Annotated in this window: 19 protein-coding genes; 7 read left to right on the top strand and 12 right to left on the bottom strand. The window is 72.0% G+C overall.

Features of this window, described 5'->3' with window-relative positions:
* Positions 1-137 precede the first annotated feature (137 nt).
* Complete coding sequence (locus ACIWQI_RS10515; protein ID WP_396657276.1) at positions 138-1070, top strand: alpha-E domain-containing protein; 933 nt, start codon at positions 138-140, stop codon at positions 1068-1070.
* A 49-nt stretch (positions 1071-1119) separates the two neighbouring features.
* A complete protein-coding gene (locus ACIWQI_RS10510) occupies positions 1120-1965 on the top strand; it encodes a transglutaminase N-terminal domain-containing protein (RefSeq protein ID WP_396657274.1) in 846 nt (281 codons plus the stop codon).
* A gap of 34 nt (positions 1966-1999) precedes the next feature.
* On the opposite strand, the gene ACIWQI_RS10505 is transcribed toward ACIWQI_RS10510, so the two are convergent.
* From ACIWQI_RS10505 to ACIWQI_RS10495, 3 genes are read right to left on the bottom strand one after another with little or no spacing between them, the layout of a single operon-like run.
* Positions 2000-3067, bottom strand: a complete 1068-nt coding sequence (locus tag ACIWQI_RS10505; protein WP_396657272.1) for an NAD(P)H-dependent flavin oxidoreductase — start codon at positions 3065-3067, stop codon at positions 2000-2002.
* Between the two features lie 31 nt (positions 3068-3098).
* Positions 3099-4448, bottom strand: coding sequence for an MFS transporter (locus tag ACIWQI_RS10500; protein ID WP_396657312.1), 1350 nt, complete (start codon positions 4446-4448; stop codon positions 3099-3101).
* Between the two features lie 5 nt (positions 4449-4453).
* Complete coding sequence (locus ACIWQI_RS10495) at positions 4454-4933, bottom strand: MarR family winged helix-turn-helix transcriptional regulator (protein ID WP_396657271.1); 480 nt, start codon at positions 4931-4933, stop codon at positions 4454-4456.
* A 66-nt stretch (positions 4934-4999) separates the two neighbouring features.
* Here ACIWQI_RS10495 and ACIWQI_RS10490 point away from each other — a divergent pair, with 66 nt between their 5' ends.
* Complete coding sequence (locus ACIWQI_RS10490) at positions 5000-5869, top strand: metal-dependent hydrolase (RefSeq protein ID WP_396657269.1); 870 nt, start codon at positions 5000-5002, stop codon at positions 5867-5869.
* A gap of 39 nt (positions 5870-5908) precedes the next feature.
* On the opposite strand, the gene panB is transcribed toward ACIWQI_RS10490, so the two are convergent.
* The 7 genes from panB to ACIWQI_RS10455 form a co-directional block, all read right to left on the bottom strand.
* Positions 5909-6772, bottom strand: coding sequence for a 3-methyl-2-oxobutanoate hydroxymethyltransferase (gene panB / locus ACIWQI_RS10485; RefSeq protein ID WP_396657267.1), 864 nt, complete (start codon positions 6770-6772; stop codon positions 5909-5911).
* Between the two features lie 9 nt (positions 6773-6781).
* Entirely contained in the window at positions 6782-7624 is an 843-nt protein-coding gene (panC, locus tag ACIWQI_RS10480) for a pantoate--beta-alanine ligase (protein WP_396657265.1), read from the bottom strand.
* The gene (locus tag ACIWQI_RS10475) at positions 7621-8370 is read right to left on the bottom strand and encodes a DUF2520 domain-containing protein (protein WP_396657264.1); all 750 of its coding nucleotides are present in this window, start codon (positions 8368-8370) and stop codon (positions 7621-7623) included. Before ACIWQI_RS10475 ends, panC begins: the two co-directional genes overlap by 4 nt.
* A gap of 83 nt (positions 8371-8453) precedes the next feature.
* Positions 8454-9242: a respiratory nitrate reductase subunit gamma gene (gene narI, locus ACIWQI_RS10470; RefSeq protein ID WP_396657262.1), complete on the bottom strand. Its 789-nt coding sequence runs from the start codon at positions 9240-9242 to the stop codon at positions 8454-8456.
* Entirely contained in the window at positions 9242-9886 is a 645-nt protein-coding gene (gene narJ, locus ACIWQI_RS10465; protein ID WP_396657260.1) for a nitrate reductase molybdenum cofactor assembly chaperone, read from the bottom strand. Before narJ ends, narI begins: the two co-directional genes overlap by 1 nt.
* Complete coding sequence (gene narH / locus ACIWQI_RS10460; RefSeq protein WP_396657258.1) at positions 9883-11562, bottom strand: nitrate reductase subunit beta; 1680 nt, start codon at positions 11560-11562, stop codon at positions 9883-9885. Before narH ends, narJ begins: the two co-directional genes overlap by 4 nt.
* Before the next feature lie 16 nt (positions 11563-11578).
* On the bottom strand, positions 11579-15283 hold the full coding sequence (locus ACIWQI_RS10455) for a nitrate reductase subunit alpha (protein ID WP_396657256.1): 3705 nt from the start codon (positions 15281-15283) through the stop codon (positions 11579-11581).
* 154 nt (positions 15284-15437) lie between these two features.
* Here ACIWQI_RS10455 and ACIWQI_RS10450 point away from each other — a divergent pair, with 154 nt between their 5' ends.
* Both ACIWQI_RS10450 and ACIWQI_RS10445 read left to right on the top strand, forming a co-directional pair.
* A complete protein-coding gene (locus ACIWQI_RS10450; protein ID WP_396657254.1) occupies positions 15438-16292 on the top strand; it encodes an LLM class F420-dependent oxidoreductase in 855 nt (284 codons plus the stop codon).
* 1 nt (position 16293) lies between these two features.
* Positions 16294-17685 (top strand): MFS transporter, encoded by a 1392-nt coding sequence (locus ACIWQI_RS10445; protein ID WP_396657252.1) that lies wholly within the window; start codon positions 16294-16296, stop codon positions 17683-17685.
* 6 nt (positions 17686-17691) lie between these two features.
* On the opposite strand, the gene ACIWQI_RS10440 is transcribed toward ACIWQI_RS10445, so the two are convergent.
* Positions 17692-19383 carry an amidase gene (locus tag ACIWQI_RS10440; protein ID WP_396657251.1) on the bottom strand — a complete coding sequence of 564 codons (1692 nt, stop codon included), beginning with the start codon at positions 19381-19383 and terminating at the stop codon, positions 17692-17694.
* A gap of 124 nt (positions 19384-19507) precedes the next feature.
* Entirely contained in the window at positions 19508-20536 is a 1029-nt protein-coding gene (locus tag ACIWQI_RS10435; RefSeq protein ID WP_396657250.1) for an agmatine/peptidylarginine deiminase, read from the bottom strand.
* Between the two features lie 91 nt (positions 20537-20627).
* On the opposite strand from ACIWQI_RS10435, the gene ACIWQI_RS10430 reads away from it, so the two are divergent.
* Positions 20628-21284 (top strand): TetR/AcrR family transcriptional regulator, encoded by a 657-nt coding sequence (locus ACIWQI_RS10430; protein WP_396657248.1) that lies wholly within the window; start codon positions 20628-20630, stop codon positions 21282-21284.
* Between the two features lie 23 nt (positions 21285-21307).
* Positions 21308-22666 (top strand): pyridoxal phosphate-dependent decarboxylase family protein, encoded by a 1359-nt coding sequence (locus ACIWQI_RS10425; protein WP_396657311.1) that lies wholly within the window; start codon positions 21308-21310, stop codon positions 22664-22666.
* The last annotated feature ends 7 nt before the right edge of the window (positions 22667-22673 follow it).

The raw sequence follows: 22673 nt of genomic DNA, 5'->3' as shown, positions 1-22673 counted from the left end.
GGCTCAGGAACCGGAAGAGGCGGGCGCGGTGGGCGCGGCTCAGGAACCGGAAGAGACGGGCGCGGTGGGCGCGGCTCAGGAACCGGAAGAGGCGGGCGCGGTGGGCGCGGCTCAGGAACCGGAAGAGGCGATCCGGCATGCTGAGCCGCATCGCCGAGTCCCTGTTCTGGATCGGCCGCTACATCGAGCGCTCCGACGGCACGGCCCGCATCCTCGATGTGCACCTGCAGCTGCTGCTCGAGGATCCCTGGGTGGACGAGAACACGGCCTGCCGCTCGCTCATCGCGGTGATGGGGTCGCTGCCGCCCGAGCGCGGCGAAGTCGTGAACCGGGGTGAGGTGCTCTCCCGACTGGCGGTGGACCGCGCCAACCCGTCCAGCATCGCCTACGCGCTGCACGCGGCGCGCGAGAACGCGCGCCGGGCCCGCGAGGTGGTCGGCACCGAGCTGTGGGAGTGCCTGAACACCACGAGTGCGCGGATGCCGCGGCGCATCAACGATGCGAAGGTGCACGAGTTCTTCCAGTGGGTGCGCGAGCGGGCGGCGCTCGCGCTGGGGGTGGTGGAGACCACGTCGAGCCGCGACGAGGCGTGGCAGTTCTTCACGCTGGGGCGCAGCATCGAGCGTGCCGACATGACCGCGCGGATGCTCGCGACGCGGTCGCTGACCGAGGCATCCGGACCGTCCTGGACCACCATCCTGCGCTCCTGCGGTGCCTACGAGGCCTACCTGCGCGCCTATCGCGGCACGCCCAGCGCGGGCAACGCCGCCGAATTCCTGCTGCTCGACCGGCTGTTCCCGCGCTCGATCGTGTACTCGGTCACCAGCGCGGAGGAGTGCATGAGCGCGATCGATCCGCGCGCGGATCGGGTGGGTCACTCGAATCAGGTGCTGCGGGCGCTGGGGCGCATCCGCAACGAGCTGGAGTACCTGCCCCTCGCCGAGATCCTGCGCGAGCTGCCCGAGCACATGGACCGCGTGCAGCAGGTCACCCGTGAGGCCTCCGAGGCGATCCGCCAGCGGTTCTTCCCGACACAGGCCGACATCCACTGGATCGGAGAGCTCTCATGACGGTTCGACCGGCTCGACACCGGCGCGCACACAGGCAGGAGCGGCCCGCATGAAGCGGCTGCGCATCGAGCACGCCACCGGCTTCGAATACGAGGGCGAGGTGTCGGCGTCGTACAACGAGGCGCGCATGCTTCCCATCACGAGCGCGCACCAGTTCCTGCTCAACTCCGCACTGGAGATCGAGCCGTCGACATCGGTGAACTCCTACATCGACTACTTCGGCACGCGGGTGAGCTCGTTCGACGTGCTCGCCCCGCACCGCCGGCTCGACATCACCGCACGCAGCCTCGTCGAGGTGCGCGCCCGGCCCGCCGAGCACCCCGAGACGAGCTGGGCGCGCCTGGCCGCAGCGACCGGTCGCGCCGTCGCCACCGCCGAGCAGCTGACCCAGACCGCACGGACCGAGCCGCACCCGGAGGTCGCCGAGCTGGCGCGCACGATCGCGGCGCGCCACCGCGACCCCGGCCGGGCCGCGCACGAGATCGCCGCGACGATCGGCGACGCCGTCGAGTACGAGGTCGGTGCGACCCAGGTGCATTCCACGGCGGGCGAGGCCTGGCACGAGCGCAAGGGCGTCTGCCAGGACATCGCGCACATCACCATCGGCGCGCTGCGCGCCGTCGGCATCCCGGCCCGCTATGTGTCGGGGTACCTGCATCCGGTGCCCGACCCCGAGATCGGCCGGCCCGCCGTCGGCGAGTCGCACGCGTGGGTGGAATGGTTCACCGGCGACTGGCAGGGCTTCGACCCCACCAACGGCGCCGCCATCGGCGACCGGCACGTGCTGGTGGGTCGTGGCCGGGACTACAACGACGTCCCGCCGCTGCGCGGCGTGTACGCCGGCCCGGCCGACTCGGTGCTCCACGTGCAGGTGACCATCACCCGCGAAGCGTGAGCGGTGCCGGCCGCCGGCCGCTGGGTCGCCCGGATCAGCCTTCGGGGGCGCGCGGGACGCCGGCGGCGAGCTCGGCGAACACCGCGCCGACGTCGTCGCGCCGGGACAGCGGCGCCGACTGACCCGCCCACAGCGACTGCAGGTCGCCCAGGCCGCGGCGCAGCGCCTCGCCGCGGACCGGGCCGAGCAGCCACCCCTGCGCGGGGAAGGGCAGCGCGAGACGGGCCTCCTCCACGAGCCGGACGAGACGGTTCGGGATGCCGCGGGCCAGCCGCCCCGTGACGGCCCGGGTGAGCACGGTGCCCGTGTCGCGCACCCCGTCGATGGCGGTGCGGTGCGCGTCGGTGGCCGCAGACTGCCGGGTGCGCAGGAACGCCGTGCCCACCTGCACACCGCTCGCGCCGAGCGCGAAGGCGGCCGCCACGCCGCGGCGGTCGGCGATGCCGCCCGCCGCGATCACCGGGATCCCGACCGCATCGGCGACCTGGGGGATCAGGGCGAGGCCGCCGATGAGCGAATCCTCCGCCGGCCGGTCGAACGACACCCGGTGGCCACCCGCTTCGAATCCGGTGGCCACGACGGCATCCGCCCCGGCCTCGGCGATCCGCACGGCTTCGGCGACCGTGGTCGCGGTGCCGACGACGCGGATGCCGCGATCGTGGGCGGCGCGGATCGCCGCTGTATCCGGCATCCCGTACACGAAGCTCGCCACCGCCGGGCTCGCGTCGAGCACGGCCTGAAGCTGTGCGCCGAAGTCCGCCGCCGGGTGGGCCGCCGGCGGTTCGCTCGTGGGGAGGGCGAGTCCGAGCTCGGCGTACAGAGGGGCGACGATCTCCAGCGCGGCCGTGAGATCGACCTCGTCGGGACCGACCTCGTCGCCGACCGGCACCCACAGGTTCACCGCGAAGGGGCGGTCGGTCGCCGCCCGCAGCTGCGCGGCGATCTCGGCGATGCGCTCGGGAGGGTATCCGTACAGCCCGTACGAGCCGAGCCCGCCCGCCTCGCTCACTGCCGCGGTGAGGGCGACGGACGACATGCCCCCGAACGGGCCCAGCACGATGGGCGCGGAGATTCCGAGCAGGTCGGTCAGCGCATTCGGCATGAGCCGAGTCTCGCAGAGGCGGGCGGACGCGTCAGGCGTGTGACGTCGTGCGGGTGACGTCCGTCTTCGTCGGCAGCGGGATGGGCGTGGTCGATGCGACCTCGTCGCTGAACTCCTCGGGCGCCGGCTGCACCACGCGGATCGGCACCGTCTCATCGATCGTGACGCGGAACCGCTTCGTCTCGTGACGGCGCACGCGGCCCGAGGCCAGCAGCCAGGCGAGACCGATGGCGCAGGCGACCAGCCCCGCGATCGCCCCCAGCTGCATCGCCGCACGCGGGCCGAACGTCTGCGCGACCCATCCCGCGATCGGCGCGCCGATGGGGGTGCTGCCCATGATGACCGCCATATAGAGGGCCAGCACCCGGCCGCGCAGCGCGGGGTCGGTCGTGGTCTGCACGTATCCGTTGGCGGTGGTCAGCATCGACACGGTCGAGAACCCGACGAACACGAGCACGGCCGCGTACAGCGCGTACAGCGGCATGAACGATGCGACCCCGAGGGCGAGCCCGAAGCCGCCGGTGGACAGGATGATGACGCGGATGCGGGCGCGGTCGCGGCGGGCGGCCATGAGGGCCCCCACGAGCGATCCGATGGCGAGCACCGAGCTCAGCAGCCCGTAGCCGTCGGCGTCCTGTCCGAACTCCAGCGCCATGGTCGAGGCGAAGATCGGGAAGTTCATGCCGAACGCGCCGACGAGGAACACCATCACGAAGGTGACGAGCAGATCGCGGCGTCGGGCGACGTAGCGGAATCCGTCGGCCAGTCGCCCGGCGCCGGGCGCCCTCACGTGCGGCACGAGCTCGTGCACGCGGATGAGCGCCAGCGCGACGAGCATCGCGAGGAAGGTGGCCGCGTTGATGATGAAGACCCAGCCGGTGCCGACCAGGACGATCAGGATGCCGCCGGCCGCCGGGCCGATCAGGCGCGCCATGTTGAACGATGCGGCGTTGAGGGCTACGGCATTCGACGCGTTCTCGCGCGCCACGACGTCCGAGACGAACGCCTGGCGGGCGGGCGCGTCGAAGGCGTTCGCGATGCCGAAGCCCAGGGCGAAGGCCCACATGAGCGGCAGCGTCATCACACCGGTCAGCAGCAGGACGCCGACCGCGACCGCCAGCAGCATGAGCGTGCTCTGGGTCACGATGAGCAGCTTGCGCCGGTCGAACCGGTCGGCCATCCAGCCCGAGATGCTCACCAGCAGCAGGGGAGGCCCGAACTGCAGGGCCATCGTGACGCCCATGGCGGTGGCGTCGTTGTCGGTCAGCTCGGTGAGCACCACCCAGTCCTGGGCGGTCGCCTGCATCCAGCCGCCGATGTTGGAGACGAGGGCGCCGACGATCCAGATGCGGAAATTGAACAGCGACAGCGACCGGAACATGCTGTTCACGAGTCGGCCACCGCCCGCATGAGCTCGGCGGCCTGCTGCAGGATGTCGCGATCTTCATCGCTCAACGACGCGAGCGCGTCCTCGAGCCAGGCGTCCCGGCGGCGCACCGTCTCGTCGACGATCTCGAGCCCCTCGGGCGTGAGGTCGATGTTGACCTTGCGGCGGTCGGCGTCGTCGGGGGTGCGGGTGAGCCAGCCCGACTCCTCGAGGCAGTTCACCGTGCGGTTCATCGACGGCGCGGTCACCCGCTCGCGCTCGGCGAGCTCGCCGAGGGTGTGCGGCCCGTGGACCTTGAGTGCGGCGAGCACGGCGAACTGGCCGTCGCTCATCGAGTCGACGGCGCGCTGTGCGCGCAGCCGCCGGGCGAGGCGGAAGGTCGCCATGCGGAGGTTGGACGCCTCGGCCGAGATGCTGTGCCCGAGTTCGTGGATGAGGGTCGCAGCCGCGGTCGTGGGGGGTGCTTCAGAGTGCGACATACGGATAGTTAGCATAGCTCATTAGCCTTGCTAAGTAAAGTCGCGTGCGGGGGCTAGCGTGGAGGGATGCCTCTGCCCACCGCCGACACGATCGTCGAATACCCATCCGGTGCCACGTCGTCGCCTGCCGTCGTGCTGCACGCCGAGCAGGTCGACGGGGCGCTCGCTGTGCTGCTCGATCGCACCGCGTTCCACCCCGTGGACGCACACTGGCCGGATCAGCCGGCCGACCGCGGCCGGCTGATCCTCGCCGACGGGACCGGCGTCGACATCGTCGGCGCCCAGGTCGGGGCGACGGACGGCGAGAGGCTGCACATCGGCGGCCACGTCCCGGTGCGCACGGGCACCCCGGGCTGGGCGTTCGTGGTGGTCCACCTGGTGGCACCGGACGCGCCGGTGCGCGCCGGCGACGCGGTCACGGTGGAGGTCGACGCCGGGCACCGCGAGGCGCTGTCGGCCGGGCACACGGCGTGCCACCTGGCATCCCTCGCCCTGGACCGTGCGCTCGCGGACTCCTGGACGAAGACCGCACCGACCGACTCGCTGGGCGCGCCGGCGTTCGATCAGCTCGCGATCGTACGCTCCGAGATCCTCGAGCACGGCGCGCGCGACACGTACCGGATCGGCAAGTCCTTGCGCAAGAAGGGCTTTCCGCCGGCCGCCTTCGACGATGTGGCGGCGGTGGCCGACGTGGTGAACACGCAGCTGGCGGCCTGGGTCGCCACCGACGCTGCGGTGCGGGTCGAGAGCCCAGAGCCCGGACTCGGCGCGCGTCGCGCGTGGGTGTGCGCGCTGCCGGACGGCGAGGCGCGCATCCCGTGCGGTGGCACCCACGTCGACCGGCTCGGTGCGCTGGGCCGGGTCGCCGTCGCCTTCGAGGTGACCGATGCCGACGGGGCGCGCACCGTCGTCATGACCACGACCGCCGTGGCGTGAAGCCCGGGGCCTCGGGCCACGGCGAGCGGGTGCCCCGACTCAGGTCAGGCGCTCGAGCTCGCTGCGCGCGGCGGCGACCGCCTCGGGCCGGGCCGGGTAGCCGTGCTCCGGGGCGGGGAACGCGCCGGAGCGCACCTCTGCGGCATATGCCGCGACGCCGTCGGCCGTGGCATCGCCGACGGCCCCGTACGTCTTCACGAAGGCTGCGAGACGGCCCTCGGTGATCCCGACGACGTCGTGGAACACGAGCACCTGTCCGTCGGCGGGGCCGGCGCCGATGCCGATCACGGGGATCTGCAGCGCGGGACGCACCACCGCGACGACCTCGGCGGGCACCGCCTCGACGACCACGGCGAACGCCCCGGCCTCCTGCACGGCGAGGGCATCGCGCACGAAGCGGGCGGCAGACTCCCCGGTCCGCCCCTGGGCGCGCATCCCCCCCAGCGCCCCGGCCGTCTGCGGCGTCAGACCCACGTGCCCGACCACCGGCACCCCGGCCGCGACCACCGCGCGGATGCGGCTGAGCCGCGCCGCCGAGGCACCCTCGAGCTTGACGGCGTCCGCGCCGGCCTCCTTCGCGAACCGCAGCGCGGTGGCGACGGCCTGCTCGTCGGAGACCTCGGTCGATCCGAACGGCACGTCGCACACCACGAATGCCCGCCGCGTTCCGCGGCGCACCGCCGCGGCGAGCGTCAGCATCTCCTCGGTCGACACCGGCACGGTCGAGGAGTAGCCGAGCACCACCTGCGCCGCCGAGTCGCCCACGAGCACCATGTCGACCCCGGCACGCTCGGCGGCCCGCGCCGACGGGAAGTCGTACGCCGTGACCATGACGATCTGCTCGCCGGCGGCCTTCATGTCCCTCAGGCGGGTGATCGTGACGGGGGCGGATTCGGCGTTCATCGGGACCTCTCAGAGCGGTGCCGGCAGCATCGTGTTGTCGATGAGGCGCACATCCCCGGCCCGCACCGCGACGACCGCGAGCGCGTTCCCGGACAGCCGCGCCATCTCATCGAGGCTATCGGGGTCGACGATCGCGACGTACTCCACGGCCAGCCCGGCGGCGGCGAGCGCGGCCCGTGCGCGGTGGCACAGCAGCACCGCATCCCGCTCGCCTCGGGCGACGGCATCCCTCGTCTCCTCCAGCACCCGCGGGATCGCCGCCGCCTGCGCGCGCTCGGCCACGCTCAGCCGGGCATTGCGGCTCGACAGCGCGAGCCCGTCGGCATCGCGCGCGGTGGGGCACACGACGATCTCGACCGGGATGCCCAGGTCGCGCACCATGCGGCGCACGACGACGACCTGCTGGGCGTCCTTCGCGCCGAAGTACGCGGAATGCGGCGCGACCGCGAGCAGGAGCTTGGCCACCACGGTGGCGACGCCGTCGAAGTGCGCGCGGCCGCGGTGCGCGCCCTCCAGCGTCTCGGTGATCGGCCCGGCCACCTGCACGGTCGTCGCGAACCCGGTCGGATACATCTCGGCCGCGTCCGGGGCGAACACGACGTCGACGCCGCCGCCCTCGGCGAGGGCGAGGTCGCGCTCCTCGTCGCGGGGGTAGGCGGCGAGGTCGGAGCCATCCGTGAACTGCGTCGGGTTGACGAAGATCGACAGAACGACGGTGTCGTTCTCGGCGCGCGCGGCGCGCACCAGGGCGAGGTGCCCCTCGTGCAGCGCGCCCATGGTCGGCACGAATCCGATGCGCCCCGCTCCGGCCAGGGCATCGCGCAGGGCCGCCACCGTTCGGACGACCTTCACGAGCGCTCTCCGGACGGGGAGGCCGCGAGCGCGCGTGTCGCGTCCGTCAGTGCGTCGAACAGGGCGAGGGCCTCGGGCATCCGCTCCGCCACCGCCTCCCGCTGCGCGGCCACGACCGCCTCGTCGCCGCGGGCGATGGGGCCGGTGAGCGCATGGCCGCCGTGGGCGGCCCAGTTCTCGACGCTCGCCCGCACCAGCGGGACCAGGGCCTCCCGGCCGATCCCGGCCGTTGCGGCGAGCGTGGCGGCTGTCTGCTCGAGCGTCACCAGGAAGTTCGACGCGATCGAGGCCGCCGCGTGGTACGCGGCCCGGTCCGCGTCGGCGACCTCGGCGGGCCGCATGCCCAGGGCCTGGGCGATGGCGCGCGCCGCGCCCAGCGCGCGCGGGGTCGAGCCGGCGATCGCGGCCGAGACGCCCTCGAAGCGCGCCTCCGGTCCGGTGACGGTCATCAGCGGATGCAGGCTGAACGCCTCGTGCGGGGTGAGGGGCGCCAGGGTGGTCGCCCCCGACAGGTGGCCGACGAGCCGTCCGCGCACGACGGAGGCGGCCGCGTCGGCGATCGCCGCATCGGGCACCGCGAGCAGCACGACCGCGGCGTCGGAGGCGGTCTCACCGCGCCGCTCGGAGCCGCGCACCCTGACTCCCGCCTCCCGCAGCCGCGCAACGAGCGCGGTGCCCATGCGCCCGGCGCCGACCACGACCACCGGCCCCGGCGGCGCGGGGGCGGTGACGGCTGCGTCGGACATGCGGACCTGAGAAGGAGGGCGGGATGCGGCGAGTTGACCCCACGCTATCGCGGGATGCGCCGCGCCGGCGCAGCCGGGCGGCGTCAGCGCCGGGCTTCTCGGCGCGTCTTCGGCCTCTCGAGCTGACGACCCGAGGTGCGGTCGCGCGTGCCGACCGGCTCCCATCCCCGGGGCCCGCTGCCGGTGGCGGTCGGCCGTCCGCTGCGGGAGCGGTACACGATGTACGGGCGGAACAGGTAGTGGATCGGCGCGGTGAAGGCGTGGATCAGGCGGGTGAACGGCCACAGGATGAACAGCGCCATCCCCATGAGGGTGTGGATGTGGAACTCCAGCGGCGCGTTCGCCATCGCCTCGATGTTCGGCTGGAAGACGAACAGGGAGCGGAACCAGGGGGCGACCGTCTCCCGGTAGTTCGACTCGTGCGAGGGGTTGAAGACGGCGATGAGGGTCGTCGCGAGCCCGGTGACGAGGGCCAGGGCGAGCACGACGTACATGGACTTGTCGTTCTTGGTGGTGGCCATGAACACCGGGCCGGTCGTGCGGCGCCGGTAGATGAGGATCGCGATGCCGGCGATCGTCGTGACCCCGGCGACGGTGCCCAGCGCCAGCGCCACCACGTGGTACATGTCCTCGGTGATGCCGACGGCGGCCGTCCAGGCGGCGGGGATGACGAGCCCGATGACGTGACCGCCGACGACGACGAGGATGCCGAAGTGGAAGATCGGCGACCCCCAGCGCAGCAGGCGCGACTCGTACAGCGACGAGGAGCGCGTCGTCCAGCCGAACTGGTCGTACCGGTACCGCCAGACCAGGCCCCCGACGAGGAGGACCACCATCATGTAGGGGAGGATCCCCCACAGGAACACGTTCATCAGCGGCCTCCCGTCATCGCCGGGCTCAGCGGCAGCAGCCGCGGGTCGTAGGGCTCGAGGCCGACCGACTCGGCGGGGGGCCCTGCCGCCGCCATCGCCATGGCCTGTTGGCGGTCCTGCGGGGACCGGCCCGGCAGCGTCGCGCACACGGCGGCGACCGCTCCCGCGTACGGCGATCCGCGCTCGGCGAGGGCGAGGCGGATCAGCTCCAGGCTCGCCCGGTACTCCTGCAGCAGCGCGGCTCCGGCGTCGGGCCGGCGGCAGGCGAACTCGAGCACCAGGGGGAGGTGATCGGGCAGCTCGCCGGTCGTGGACGGGTCGAGCCCCTCGTCACGGAAGCGGCGCTTGAACTCGGTGAGCACCTGCCCGCGCCGGCGGGTGTCGCCGTCGGTCCAGTAGGAGAGGTACAGCGCGTGCCGCTTCGACATGTCGAACATGTCGACGTACGAGGCGCGGACGTCCTCGACCGGGGTGTGCTCCCACCAGTCCAGAAGCGGCTCGAAGTCCGGCAGGGCGGCGGGTGCGGACTCCGCGACGGCGCGCCGCACGATGCCGCGCAGGCCGAGCACCTCGTCGTCGGGGTAGCGCAGGACGATGGATGCCGCCTGGTACACCACCGCCTGAGACAGCGCCGCCCGGTTCATCGCGATGCCTCCTCGGCATCCGTGGACCGTTCCGGGAACAGGCCCTCCGGGTTGCCGTTGCCGTCCCAGTTGAGCAGGTTCACCCGGCCGCGCAGCCGCTCGCCGTCGGCGGGGTGGTCGCCGGTCTGGCGCAGCTTCAGCGCCTGGAAGGTCTCGACCGCGACCGGCGCCGGCGTGCCGCTGGCCTCGCCGAAGGGCCCGGAGTGCATCTCGTACGCGCCGCCGTCGAAGTCGAGCGAGCAGCCCAGCTCCTCCAGTTCGTGCGCCTGCTCGTAGTGCGCTGTGGGGATGACGTACCGGTCGTCGTACTTCGCGATGGCCAGCAGCCGGTACATCTCGTACATCGACTCGCCGTCCATCCCCACCGACTCGGGGATGGACTCGTCGGGTTCGGCGCCCAGCGTGATGTCGCGCATGAACGACCTCATGCCGGCCAGGCGCCGCAGCACGCGGGTGATGATCTCCGTGTCGCCGGCGGTGAACAGCTCGGCGAGGTACTCGACCGGGATGCGCAGCGCCTCGATCGCGCCGAACAGGGTCCCGGCCTGCTCGGCGTCGTGGCCCTGGTCGCGCAGCAGATCGACGATCGGAGACAGCGGCGGGATGTACCAGACCATCGGCATGGTGCGGTACTCCGGGTGCAATGGCAGCGCGACCCGGTACTTCTTGGCGAGGGTGTACACCGGCGACCGGCGCGCGGCATCCATCCAGTCGTCCGGGATCCCCTGCTCCTTCGCCGCCCTGATGACCGCCGGGTCCTCCGGGTCGAGGATGAGGTCGAGCTGCGCCTCGTAGAGGTCCTTCTCATCCGGCGTGGCGGCCGCGGCGGTGACGCGATCGGCGTCGTAGAGGAACAGGCCGAGATACCGGAGCCGTCCCACGCAGGTCTCCGAGCAGACGGTGGGCAGCCCGACCTCCAGCCGCGGGTAGCAGAAGGTGCACTTCTCGGACTTGCCCGTCTTGTGGTTGTAGTAGATCTTCTTGTACGGGCATCCCGTGATGCACTGCCGCCAGCCCCGGCAGCGGTCCTGATCGACGAGCACGATGCCGTCCTCGGCGCGCTTGTAGATCGCGCCCGACGGGCACGAGGCCATGCACGAGGGGTTCAGGCAGTGCTCGCAGATGCGGGGGAGATAGAACATGAACGTGTTCTCGAACTCGAACTTGATCTTCTCCTCGGACTCCCGGCGCACCTTCTCGACGATGGGGTCGAGGTGGCCCATCTCGGGGGCGCCGCCGAGATCGTCGTCCCAGTTCGCCGACCAGCTGACCTTCATGTCCTCTCCGGTGATGAGCGACTTCGGCCGGGCGACGGGGAAGTCGTCGCCCAGGGGCGCTTCGGTGAGGGTGCGGTAGTCGTAGGTCCACGGCTCGTAGTAGTCCTCGAGCTTGGGCTGCACGGGCGAGGAGAAGATCGTCAGCAGCCGGGTCAGCCGCGATCCGGTGCGCAGCTTGAGGCGGCCGCGCCGGCCCACCGTCCACCCGCCGCGCCACTTCTCCTGGTCCTCGTACTGCCGCGGATACCCCTGCCCGGGGCGGGTCTCGACGTTGTTGAACCAGACGTACTCGGTGCCGGCGCGGTTCGTCCACGCCTGCTTGCACGTCACCGAGCACGTGTGGCACCCGATGCACTTGTCGAGGTTCATCACCATGCCCATCTGGGCCATCACACGCATGAGCCGGTCACCTCTCCTAGTACGTGACGTCCTGGCTGCGGCGCCGGATCGTCGCGATCGCGTCCCGCTGGTTGCCGGTCGGACCGAGGTAGTTGAACGCGTACGACAGCTGCGCGTAGCCGCCGATGAGGTGCGTGGGCTTGACGAGCAGGCGCGTCACCGAATTGTGGATGCCGCCGCGCCGGCCCGTGGCCTCGGACTTGGGCACGTCGATCGTGCGCTCCTGCGCGTGGTACACGTACACGACGCCGGCGGGCATCCGGTGCGAGACGATCGCGCGGGCCACCAGCACGCCGTTGGAGTTCACGCACTCGACCCAGTCGTTGTCCGAGATGCCGGCGGCCGCGGCATCCTGCGGGCTCATCCAGACGGTCGGTCCGCCGCGCGAGAGCGACAGCATGAACAGGTTGTCCTGGTACTCGGAGTGGATCGACCACTTGCTGTGCGGGGTGAGGTAGCGCACCACGACCTGCTGGCTGCCGTCGGGCCCGAGCCTGGGCTCGCCCAGGAGGCGGTGCAGGTCGACCGGGGGACGGTAGATCGGCAGCGCCTCGCCGAGGTCGCGCATCCAGTCGTGGTCGAGGTAGAAGTGCATCCGGCCGGTCAGGGTGTGGAAGGGCTTGAGCCGCTCGATGTTCACCGTGAACGGGGCGTAGCGCCGGCCGCCGGTCTCCGACCCCGACCACTCCGGCGAGGTGATCACCGGGACCGGGGCGGCCTGGGTCATCGCGAAGGTGATGTGCTTCTCCTCCGAGCCCTCGGCGAGATCGGCCAGGGGCTTTCCGACGCGCTTCTCGAGCGTCTCGAAGCCCTGGACGGCGAGCTCTCCGTTCGTGGTCCCGGAGAACGTGAGGATGGCCTCGGCGAGCTTGACATCCGTGTCGAGCGCAGGGCGCCCGTCCGCGGCACCGCCGAGCATGACGCCGTTGGAGCGGGCGAGGCGCTCGACGGCGTCGGTGAGCTCGAACGTGACGTGCTTGGTCGTCAGCCCGAGGGTGTCGGCGAGCGGCCCCACGGCGGCGAGCTTGTCGGCGATCGTCGTGTAGTCGCGCTCCACGACGGTCAGTCCCGGCATGGTCTTCCCGGGGATCGGATCGACCTCGCCGCGCTTCCAGTCGCGCACCACACCGCCGGGCTGGCTCGTCTCGCCGGGGGTGTCGTGCTGCATCGGCACGGAGACGATGTCCCTGCGCACGCCGAGATGGGTCTTGGCGAGGGCAGAGAACCGGCGTGCGATCGCGTGGAACATGTCGAAGTCGCTGCGCGCCTCCCACGGCGGGTCGATCGCCGGCGAGAAGGCATGGACGAACGGATGCATGTCGGTCGACGACAGGTCGTGCTTCTCGTACCACGTGGCCGCCGGGAAGACGACGTCCGAGAGGAGGGTGGTCGAGGTCATCCGGAAGTCGGCCGAGACGAGCAGATCGAGCTTGCCCTCCGGCGCCTCGTCGTGCCAGACCACCTCCTGCGGGTGCACCGGCGACTCGTCGGTGCCCATGACGTTGCTGTGGGTGCCCAGCAGATGCTTGAGGAAGTACTCGTTGCCCTTCGCCGACGACCCCATGAGGTTCGACCGCCACACGGTGAGCAGCCGCGGCCAGGACGCGGGCGCGTCGATGTCGGAGATGGCGGGCGTCAGCGACCCGTCCTTCAGCCGCGACACGACGTAGTCGGCGGCATCCTCGGCCTCGCCGCTGTCGACCGCGGCCGCCGCCGCGTCGGCGAGGTCGAGCGGGTTGGCGTCGAACTGCGGATAGAACGGCATCCACCCCATCCGCGCCGACTGGGCGATGGTGTCGGCGGTGTGCATGCCGGCGAAATTCCCCTCCGCCAGCGGTGAGGCGAGCTCCTCGGCGGAGTAGCCGTCGAACCGCCACTGGTCGGTGTGCATGTACCAGTACGACGTCCCCGGCATCGTGCGCGGCGGCCGAGCCCAGTCCAGGGCGTTGGCCAGCCCGTGCCACCCCGTGATCGGGCGGCACTTCTCCTGCCCGACGTAGTGTGCCCACCCGCCGCCGTTGCGCCCCATCGACCCGGTGAGGTTCAGGAGGGCCAGCACCGCGCGGTACGTGGCGTCACCGTGGAACCACTGGCAGATGCCGGCTCCCATGATGATCATCGACCGGCCGCCGGAGTCGACGGAGTTCTGCGCGAACTCGCGCGCGATGCGCGTGCACGCCTCGGCGGGCACGCCGGTGATGTCCTCCTGCCACGCCGGGGTGTACGGCGTCTCGGCGTCGTCGTAGCCGGTCGGCCAGTCGCCGGGCAGGCCCTCGCGGCCGACGCCGTACTGGGCGAGCATGAGGTCGAGGACCGTCGTCACCAGCCGCCCGTTCACCCGGGTGGCAGGGACCCCGCGACGCAGGACCGCGCCCGAGCCGTCCGGGGCGTCGAACCGCGGCAGCAGCACCTCGTGCGCCTGGTCGGCCACCTTCGCGTCGCGCACCGACAGGGCGGGAAGGGTGTCCTCGAGGTCGAGGTTCCACCTGCCCTCGCCCGAGTCGGCGTAGCGGAAGCCCAGCGACCCGTTGGGCACCCGGGCCTGGCCGGAGGCGGCGTCGAGGACGACCGTCTTCCAGGCGTCCTCGGGTGCCTCGCCGCCCAGATCGGCCGCGGTGAGGAACTTGCCGGGCACCAGCCCGCCGTCCTTGTGCTCGACGAGGGTCACGAGATTCGGAAGGTCGGTGTAGGTGCGGGCGAAGTCGACGAAGAAGGGCACGCGGCTGTCGACGTAGCGCTCCTTGAGGATGACGTGGCCCATCGCCATCGCGAGGGCGGCGTCCGCCCCGGCCTGGCAGGGCAGCCATTCGTCGGCGAACTTCGTGTTGTCGGCGTAGTCGGGGCTCACCGCGACGACCTTCGTGCCGCGGTATCGGACCTCCGTCATCCAGTGGGCGTCGGGTGTGCGGGTCACCGGCACGTTCGATCCCCACATCACCAGGTACGTGGCATCCCACCAGTCGCCCGACTCCGGCACGTCGGTCTGGTCGCCGAACACCTGGGGGCTTGCCACGGGGAGGTCCGCGTACCAGTCGTAGAAGCTCGTCATCACGCCGCCGACCAGCTGGGTGAAACGCGTGCCGATGCAGTGCGACACGATCGACATCGCCGGGATCGGCGAGAAGCCCGCCACCCGGTCCGGGCCGTACTCCTTGATGGTGTGCACGTAGCCCGCGGCCACGAGCTCGACGGCCTCCTGCCAGGTGGCGCGCACGAGACCGCCCTTGCCGCGCGCCCGCTGGTAGCTGCGGCGGATCTCGGGGTCGGTGGAGATCTCGTGGAAGGCGAGGACCGGGTCGTCGCCGTTGCGCGCTTTCGCTTCGCGGTAGGCGTCGAGCAGGACGCCGCGCACGTACGGGTAGCGCACCCGGGTCGGCGAATACGTGTACCACGAGAACGCAGCCCCGCGGGGGCAGCCGCGGGGCTCGTACTCGGGTCGGTCGGGTCCGACGCTGGGGTAGTCCGTCTCCTGCGTCTCCCACGTGATGATGCCGTCTTTGACGTACACCTTCCACGAGCACGAGCCGGTGCAGTTGACCCCGTGGGTCGAGCGGACGATCTTGTCGTGGCTCCACCGGTCGCGGTAGAAGACGTCGCCCTCGCGCCCGCCCTTGCGGAACACCGCGCGATGATCCTCGGTCTCATCCCAGCGGGTGAAGAACTTCCCGACGGCCAGCAGTGCGTCCGATGCGGGGCCGTCGACTCCGATGGCGGGGGTCATGCTCCGGACACTAGCGAATGCGACAGCGGGTTGAAAGGGGTCCGAAGGCGTGCGCAGGACGCCGTGCGCGCCGGTTCCCGCTGGGTGGCATCACCCTCCGCGGGGCGGCCCGCTCGGGCCTTGCAGCGGTGCCGTTGTCGGTAGAGTCGGCGGGGTGCAGTCCACAGTCTCACCGGCATCCCTGACCCATCCCGCAGCAGGCCGCCCTGTGCGCATCGGCGTCCAGCTGTCGCCCCAGCACTTCGACTCCTACACCCAGATCCGCGACGCCGTGCTGCGCGCCGAGGAGATGGGGGTCGACGCGATCTTCAACTGGGACCACTTCTTTCCGCTCACCCCGCCGATGGACGCCCCCCACTTCGAGGCCTGGACGATGCTCGGTGCGTGGGCCGAGCAGACCGAGCGCGTCGAGTTCGGGCCGCTCGTGAACTGCAACTCGTACCGCAACCCCGACCTGCAGGCCGACATGGCCCGCACTGTCGACCACATCTCGGCGCGGGGGACCGGTGTCGGCCGCTTCATCTTCGGCACCGGCTCGGGGTGGGCGCAGCGCGACTACGACGCGTACGGCTACGAGTACGGGACGGTCGGCAGCAGGCTCGACGCGCTCGCCGAGGACCTGCCGCGCATCATCGCCCGGTGGGAGGTGCTCGATCCGCCGCCGACCCGGCGCATCCCCGTCATGATCGGCGGGAAGGGCGAGCGCAAGACGCTGCGCCTGGTCGCGCGTCACGCCGACATCTGGCACACGTTCACCGAGCTCGACGATCTGCCGCGCAAGATCGGCGTGCTGCACGACTGGTGCGAGCGCGAGGATCGAGACCCGGCACAGATCGAGCTGTCGACCGGGTACACCCTGCGCCGGCCGATGGAGCTCGACGACGAGCTGCTCGACGCCTGGTACGCCCTGGGCGTGCGGCTGGTCATCCCGGGGATCGACGGCCCCGACTACGACCTGTCGAGTGTGAAGCCGGTGCTCCGGTGGCGCGATCGGATCAACGGGGCCTGAGATGAGCGCGGCCGGGGTCTCGGAGCGGCTGGATCGGCTGCCGTTCACGCGCCGGCACCTGAAGGTGCTCACCGGCTCGGGGATCGGCTGGGCTCTGGACGCGATGGATGTCGGGCTCATCTCGTTCGTCATCGCCGCCCTCGCCGCGCAGTGGCAGCTGACCGGCGGCGAGACCGCCTGGATCGCGTCGATCGGCTTCATCGGCATGGCGGTCGGCGCGAGCCTGGGCGGCCTGCTGGCCGACCGCTTCGGACGCCGCCAGATCTTCGCCCTGACGCTGCTGATCTACGGCATCGCCACCGGGGCGTCGGCACTGGCGGGCGGACTCGCGGTGCTGCTGGTGCTGCGGTTCTTCGTCGGGCTTGGTCTCGGGGCCGAGCTGCCGGTCGCCTCGACGTTCGTCAGCGAGTTCGCACCGGCCCGCATCCGGGGTCGGGTCATCGTCATCCTCGAGGCGTTCTGGGCCGTGGGCTGGACGGCGGCCGCGCTCATCTCGTTCTTCGTGATCCCGGCCTCCGACGACGGATGGCGGTGGGCGCTGGCGATCGGCATGGTGCCCGCAGTGTGGGCGATCGTCGTGCGCTGGGGCCTGCCCGAGTCGCCGCGCTGGCTCTCGCGCCGCGGCCGCGACGCGCAGGCCCTCTCGGTCGTCGCTTCGTTCGAGGCGTCGCCGGCGCTGCTGCGCGCAGCGCGCGATCGGTCCGAGCCGGTTCCCCCGGCGATGGGGGAGGACACCGGGATGCCGGCGGCATCCGCCCCCGCCGAAGCATCCCCCGCCCCGCCCGCCACGATCCGCGGACGGGTCGCCGCGCTCTGGGCGAGCGAGTTCCGCGTGCGCACCGCTTGCCTCTGGCTCGTGTGGTTCTGCGTCAACTTCTCGTACTACGGGGCCTTCATCTGGATCCCGTCGATCCTCGTCGCGCAGGGGTACGACCTCGTGCGGTCGTTCGGCTTCACGCTCATCATCACGCTCGCACAGCTCCCGGGCTACGCCGTCGCGGCGTGGTTGATCGAGGTGTGGGGCCGGCGGGTCACGCTGTCGGTGTTCCTGGCCGGATCGGCCGTGTGCGCGGTGCTGTTCGGGACCGCCGGGACGGAGTGGGCCATCATCGCCGCCGGGATGGGCCTGTCGTTCTTCAACCTCGGCGCGTGGGGAGCGCTGTACGCCGTGACCCCCGAGATGTATCCCACCTCGCTGCGCGCGACGGGGTCGGGCTGGGCCGCGGGCGTCGGTCGCATCGCCTCGATCATCGCGCCGCTGGCGGTGCCGCCGCTGCTGGTCGTCGGCGGGGCCCCGGTGCTGTTCGTGGTCTTCGCGGTGTTCTTCGTCGTCGCCGGGGCGGCTGCGTGGGGTCTCGTCGACAAGCGCGGGGTGGCCCTCGACGACCGGTGATGCCAGTCAGAGCCGGGGCGTGCGGGGCGGTTCCGTGCGGCGCGGACCGAGGGCCTCGAAGGCGAGGCCGAGGCGCAGCAGCGCCGCGTCGTCGTACGCCCGGCCGGCGAAGGTGAGGCCCACCGGCATCCCGATGTCCGCCATCGTGCCCATCGGCACGGTGACGGTGGGGATGCCCAGGTGGCGGATGGTGAGATTGCCGCTTGCGACCCACACGCCGTTGCGCCAGCCGAGGTCGGCGGACGCCTCGTTCACATCCATGTCCGCCGGCCCCACGTCGGCGACGGCCGGGAACGCGACGGCGTCGAGGCCGTGCTCGCCCATCCACTCCTCGAGATCGATGCGGCGGGTCTCCTCCAGCCCACGCACCCCGGATTCCAGTTCGGGCATGTCCGCCCAGGTCGCATCGGGGTGCGCGCGCACCCAGCCGGGGTACGCGGCGATGTCGTCGTCGAAGCCCGTGTACCGGTCGGGGAGGGCGCCGGGCGGGTGCGGGAAGATCGTCGCGCCGTCGACCCCGGCGAGCGTGGACAGGCCCGGGTCGCCGTTGGCGCGCAGGAAGTCCTCCCACGCCCACGCCGACAGATCGACGATCTCGCGCCGCAGGTACTCGGGCGAGACGAGGCCGCGCGTGGCGATCGTCGGTGCGCCGGCGCGGTCGCCCTCGTAGTTCGACACGACCGGGAAGTCGACCTCCACGACGACGGCGCCGGCCGCCTCGAGGTCGCGGCGCGCGTCCTCCCAGAGGGCGAGCACCGACGCGCGCGTCTCGATGCGCTGTCCGGTCGAGCCGCCGATCCCCGTGCCGCTGCCGGCATCCGGGTCGGCGTTGATGTACATGCGGGGGATCCCGATGCGCACCCCGCGCAGCGGCAGCGGCGTGAGGGCGGGGTAGGCATCCGGGCGCAGGGCGGACGCGGCGGGGATCGGCACCCACGGCTGCACCCGCCAGAAGTCGCCGCGGGTCTCGGCGTCGTCGGCGACGATGACCTCGAGCACCTCGAGCAGATCCGCCATGGTGCGCGTGTGCGGCACGACCACATCCATGGTCGGAACGAGCGGCCAGTTGCCGCGCACCGAGATCACGCCGCGCGACGGGGTGTACGCGCACAGCGCGTTGTTGGACGCCGGGCCGCGCCCGCTGGACCAGGTCTCCTCGCCGAGTCCGAAGGCGGCGAAGCTCGCGGCCGTCGCCGTTCCCGAGCCGTTCGACGAGCCCGACCCGAAGGGGGCCGTGAGGTACTCCGCGTTGTACGGGCTCTCCGCGCGGCCGTACAGCCCGCGCTGCATGCCGCCGTTGGCCATCGGCGGCATGTTGGTCAGGCCCAGGCAGATGGCCCCGGCATCCCGCAGCCGCTCGATCGTGAAGGCGTCCCGCTGCGCGACCAGGTCGGCGAACGCCGGCGACCCGGCTGCCGCGGTGAGCCCGCGCACGAGGTAGGAGTCCTTGGCGGTGTACGGAATGCCCTCGAGCGCACCCCGTGACTCGCCCCGCGCTCGCCGCGCGTCGGATGCGGCCGCCTCGGCCCGTGCGTGGGGGTTGGGCACGGCGACGGCGTTCAACGCCGTCGCCGAGCCCGGGCGATCATATGCCTCGATGCGCATGAGGTACGCATCGACGAGCTCGACAGCGGTGGCCGCTCCGGACTCGAAGGCGGCGCGCAGGTCGGCGATGGATGCCTCGACGACGTCGATCACAGCATGCCTCCGTTCGGGCACCGTCCGCGCGCGAGCCGAAAGTCGGGTCCGTCACCCGACACGCCGAGGGAGGTGCCGGACCCATCGGCGGGTCTTGTCACGAGCCCGACTTTCGGCCCGTGGCTCACGAGGTCACCGCCGGCTGCTGCTGGGTGATGCAGTGGATGCCGCCGCCGCGGTCGAAGATCGGACGGGCGTCGACGGTCACGACGCGGCGTCCGGGATACACGGAGGACAGGATGTCGCGGGCCCGCGCGTCGGCGGTGTCCTCCCCGAACCCGCAGGCGATGACGCCGCCGTTGACGACGTAGTGGTTGACATAGCTCCAGTCGACGAACCCGTGCGCGTCGCGCAGCGTCTCGGGTGCAGGCAGGTCGATGATCTCGAAGCGGCGGCCGGCGGCATCCGTCGCCTCCTCCAGCACAGCGCGCACCTCGCGCATGACGGCCGCGTCGGGGTGCGACTCGTCCGGCTGCGCGTGCAGCAGCAGGTGCCCGGGCGCGGGGATCGCCGCCACGATGTCGACGTGCCCGTTCGTGCCGAAGTCGTCGTAGTCGCGGGTGAGCCCGCGCGGCAGCCACACCGCGTGCGACGTGCCGATCGTGCGCTCGAGCTCCGCCTCGACCCGGGCACGGTCGGCGAACGGGTTGCGGCGGGGGTCGAGCTGGACGGTCTCGGTGAGCAGCACTGTGCCCTCGCCGTCGACCTGGATGCCGCCGCCCTCGTTGACCAGCAGCGAGCTCACCAGCTGCGCCCCGACCTCGGCGGCGACCGTGCGCGCGATCTCGGCCGACTTGCGCCAGCTCGCCCACTCGGGCGCGCCCCAGCCGTTGAAGACCCAGTCGACCGCGCCCAGCGCGCCGGACTCGTCGACGACGAAGGTCGGACCGACGTCGCGCATCCAGAATTCGTCGAGGGGCGCCTCGAGCATTTCGATCGCCGGGTCGAGCATGCGGCGCGCGCGCTCCGTCTCACCGGGATCGACGACCATGGTGAGCGGCTCGAACTCGGCGACGGCGTTGGCCACCGCCGACCACGCGCGATACCCCTCGTCGCGCAGCGCATCGGTGTCGCCGAGGGTCACGCCCGCACAGGGGAACGCCATCCAGGTGCGATCGTGCGGCGCGGTCTCGCGCGGCATCCGCCAAGCCATCGGTCCTCCTCGCGGCCCTTGCCCTGCGGCCGTCCCACGTGGTATTGATCGAGTGATCAATAGCGCCGAGAGTAGCGAGGAGCGCCGCACGATGTCAACGGTCGCCGCACGCGCCCCGCGCCGGACGCCCCAGCAGCGCCGCACGCAGATCGCCGAGGCCGCGCGCGCCCTCGCCCTCGAGGAGGGTCTCGCCGCCGTCACGCTGCGCGGCGTCGCCGCCCGCGCCGGGGTCACCCCCGCGCTCGTGGCGCACTACATGCCGAGCATGGACGATCTCGTCGCCGCCACCTTCGCCGCCGTGGTCGGCGCCGAGCTCGACGAACTGCGGGAGCTGGCGGCATCCGCTCCCGTGATCGACCGCCTCGCAGCCGTCCTGCGCACCGTGCTCGACGGCACGCGCGACGATGTGACTCTGGTCTGGATCGAGGCCTACGCGCTCGGCCGGCGCAACGCGGCGCTCGCGCAGGCGGTGCGGGAGGCGATGGACAGCTGGCAGGGGATGCTGCGCGACCTGCTGGCCGACGGCGTCGCCTCGGGCGCCTTCCGCCTCGCCGATCCCGCGGATGCCGCGTGGCAGCTGCTGGGCATGATCGACGGCCTCAACGCCCAGGCGCTCGTGCGCTGGGGCGGCGCGTCCGACCGCTCGACGCTGCTGCTGCACGCGGTGGAGGGGATGCTCGACCTCGCCCGGGGCACGCTGACCGAACCCGCACGTTCCCCAGAACCCGCACAGAAGGGCACACCGTGACCGACGCGATCCGACCCGACGCGATGCACGCCATCAGCGACGCCACCCGAGACACCGTCGACGGAGTGCTCGCCTACGCGCGACGACGCGCGCTGTGGAAGGACGTCCCCCTGGACGGCCCGGTCTCCCCGGAGGAGCTGGCGGCGCGGGCGTCGGGCTCCATCACCGCCGACGGCATCGGGGCCGAGCGCGCCACGGCGCTGTTCGCCGACGTCCTCGCCCCGACGACGCTGTCGATCGACCACCCCGGGTACCTCGCCTTCATCCCGTGCGCCCCGAGCAAAGCGGCGATCGCGTTCGACCTGGTCGTATCGGCGTCCGCGATCTACGGCGGCTCCTGGCTGGAGGGCGCGGGAGCCGTGTTCGCCGAGAACGAGGTGCTGACCTGGCTCGCCGGGGAGTTCGGGCTGCCCGAGGGTGCCGGCGGGGTCTTCGTGCAGGGCGGCACGGTCGGGAACCTCTCGGCGCTGGTGGCGGCGCGGGATGTCGCGCGCCGGCGCAATCGCGAAGACGTCCGCGCCGACCCGCCCCGATGGCTGATCGTGTGCAGCTCGGAGGCGCACTCGTCGATCGCCGCGGCGGCCGCGGTGATGGACGTCGACGTGGTGCCGGTGCCGGTGGGAGCCGACGGACGACTGTACGGGGACGGCGTCGCGGCGGCCCTGGCCGCGCACGGCGATGCGGTGTTCGCGGTCGTCGCCACCGGCGGCACCACGAACTTCGGCATCGTCGACGACATCGCCTCCGTCGCGGCTGCGGCCAAGGAGAGGGACGTCTGGCTGCACATCGACGGTGCATACGGGCTGGCAGCCATGCTCATCGATCGCATGCGGCCCGCGTTCGCCGGGGTCGAGCTGGCCGACTCGGTCATCGTCGACCCGCACAAATGGCTGTTCGCCCCGTTCGACGCGTGCGCCCTGATCTACCGCGACCCGGAGCAGGGCCGGGCCGCGCACACTCAGCGTGCCGAGTACCTGGACACGCTCACCGAGCGGCCGGACTGGAACCCCTCCGACCTCGCCGTGCAGCTGACGCGGCGCCCGCGCGGCCTTCCGCTGTGGTATTCGCTCGCGGTGCACGGCACCGAGCAGTACCGCGCCGCGGTCGACCACGGGATCCGCCTGGCCCGCGAGATCGCGGACGAGATCGCGCGCCGCGACGGGCTGTCGCTGGTGCGGGAGCCGCAGCTGTCGGTCGTGGTGTTCCGTCGCGACGGCTGGAGCCTCGCCGACTACGAGGCATGGTCGGCGCGGCTGCTCGCCGACCAGCGCGCCTTCGTGGTGCCCAGCTCCCACGCCGGCGAGCCGGTGCTGCGCTTCGCGATCGTCAACCCGCTCACGACGTTCGAGCTGCTGGCGGGAATCCTCGACACCCTCGCATGAGGCATCC

Origin of the sequence: Microbacterium sp., from assembly GCF_044508325.1 — a bacterium.
In the GTDB taxonomy this organism is placed as follows: Bacteria; Actinomycetota; Actinomycetes; order Actinomycetales; family Microbacteriaceae; genus Microbacterium.
The sequence above is the reverse complement of the archived record's forward strand: the minus strand, read 5'-3'. Positions and strand labels throughout refer to the sequence as shown.

Bases quoted from the DNA above. Each gene is read 5' to 3' on its own strand.
- ACIWQI_RS10435 (WP_396657250.1), bottom strand. From the start codon at position 20,536: ATGGCTTGGCGGATGCCGCGCGAGACCGCGCCGCACGATCGCACCTGG.
- narH (WP_396657258.1), bottom strand. From the start codon at position 11,562: ATGCGTGTGATGGCCCAGATGGGCATGGTGATGAACCTCGACAAGTGC.
- ACIWQI_RS10430 (WP_396657248.1), top strand. From the start codon at position 20,628: ATGTCAACGGTCGCCGCACGCGCCCCGCGCCGGACGCCCCAGCAGCGC.
- narJ (WP_396657260.1), bottom strand. From the start codon at position 9,886: ATGAACCGGGCGGCGCTGTCTCAGGCGGTGGTGTACCAGGCGGCATCC.
- narI (WP_396657262.1), bottom strand. From the start codon at position 9,242: ATGAACGTGTTCCTGTGGGGGATCCTCCCCTACATGATGGTGGTCCTC.
- ACIWQI_RS10475 (WP_396657264.1), bottom strand. From the start codon at position 8,370: ATGTCCGACGCAGCCGTCACCGCCCCCGCGCCGCCGGGGCCGGTGGTC.
- ACIWQI_RS10455 (WP_396657256.1), bottom strand. From the start codon at position 15,283: ATGACCCCCGCCATCGGAGTCGACGGCCCCGCATCGGACGCACTGCTG.
- ACIWQI_RS10500 (WP_396657312.1), bottom strand. From the start codon at position 4,448: ATGTTCCGGTCGCTGTCGCTGTTCAATTTCCGCATCTGGATCGTCGGC.
- ACIWQI_RS10490 (WP_396657269.1), top strand. From the start codon at position 5,000: ATGCCTCTGCCCACCGCCGACACGATCGTCGAATACCCATCCGGTGCC.
- ACIWQI_RS10510 (WP_396657274.1), top strand. From the start codon at position 1,120: ATGAAGCGGCTGCGCATCGAGCACGCCACCGGCTTCGAATACGAGGGC.
- panB (WP_396657267.1), bottom strand. From the start codon at position 6,772: ATGAACGCCGAATCCGCCCCCGTCACGATCACCCGCCTGAGGGACATG.
- ACIWQI_RS10495 (WP_396657271.1), bottom strand. From the start codon at position 4,933: ATGTCGCACTCTGAAGCACCCCCCACGACCGCGGCTGCGACCCTCATC.
- ACIWQI_RS10515 (WP_396657276.1), top strand. From the start codon at position 138: ATGCTGAGCCGCATCGCCGAGTCCCTGTTCTGGATCGGCCGCTACATC.
- ACIWQI_RS10425 (WP_396657311.1), top strand. From the start codon at position 21,308: ATGCACGCCATCAGCGACGCCACCCGAGACACCGTCGACGGAGTGCTC.
- ACIWQI_RS10445 (WP_396657252.1), top strand. From the start codon at position 16,294: ATGAGCGCGGCCGGGGTCTCGGAGCGGCTGGATCGGCTGCCGTTCACG.
- ACIWQI_RS10505 (WP_396657272.1), bottom strand. From the start codon at position 3,067: ATGCCGAATGCGCTGACCGACCTGCTCGGAATCTCCGCGCCCATCGTG.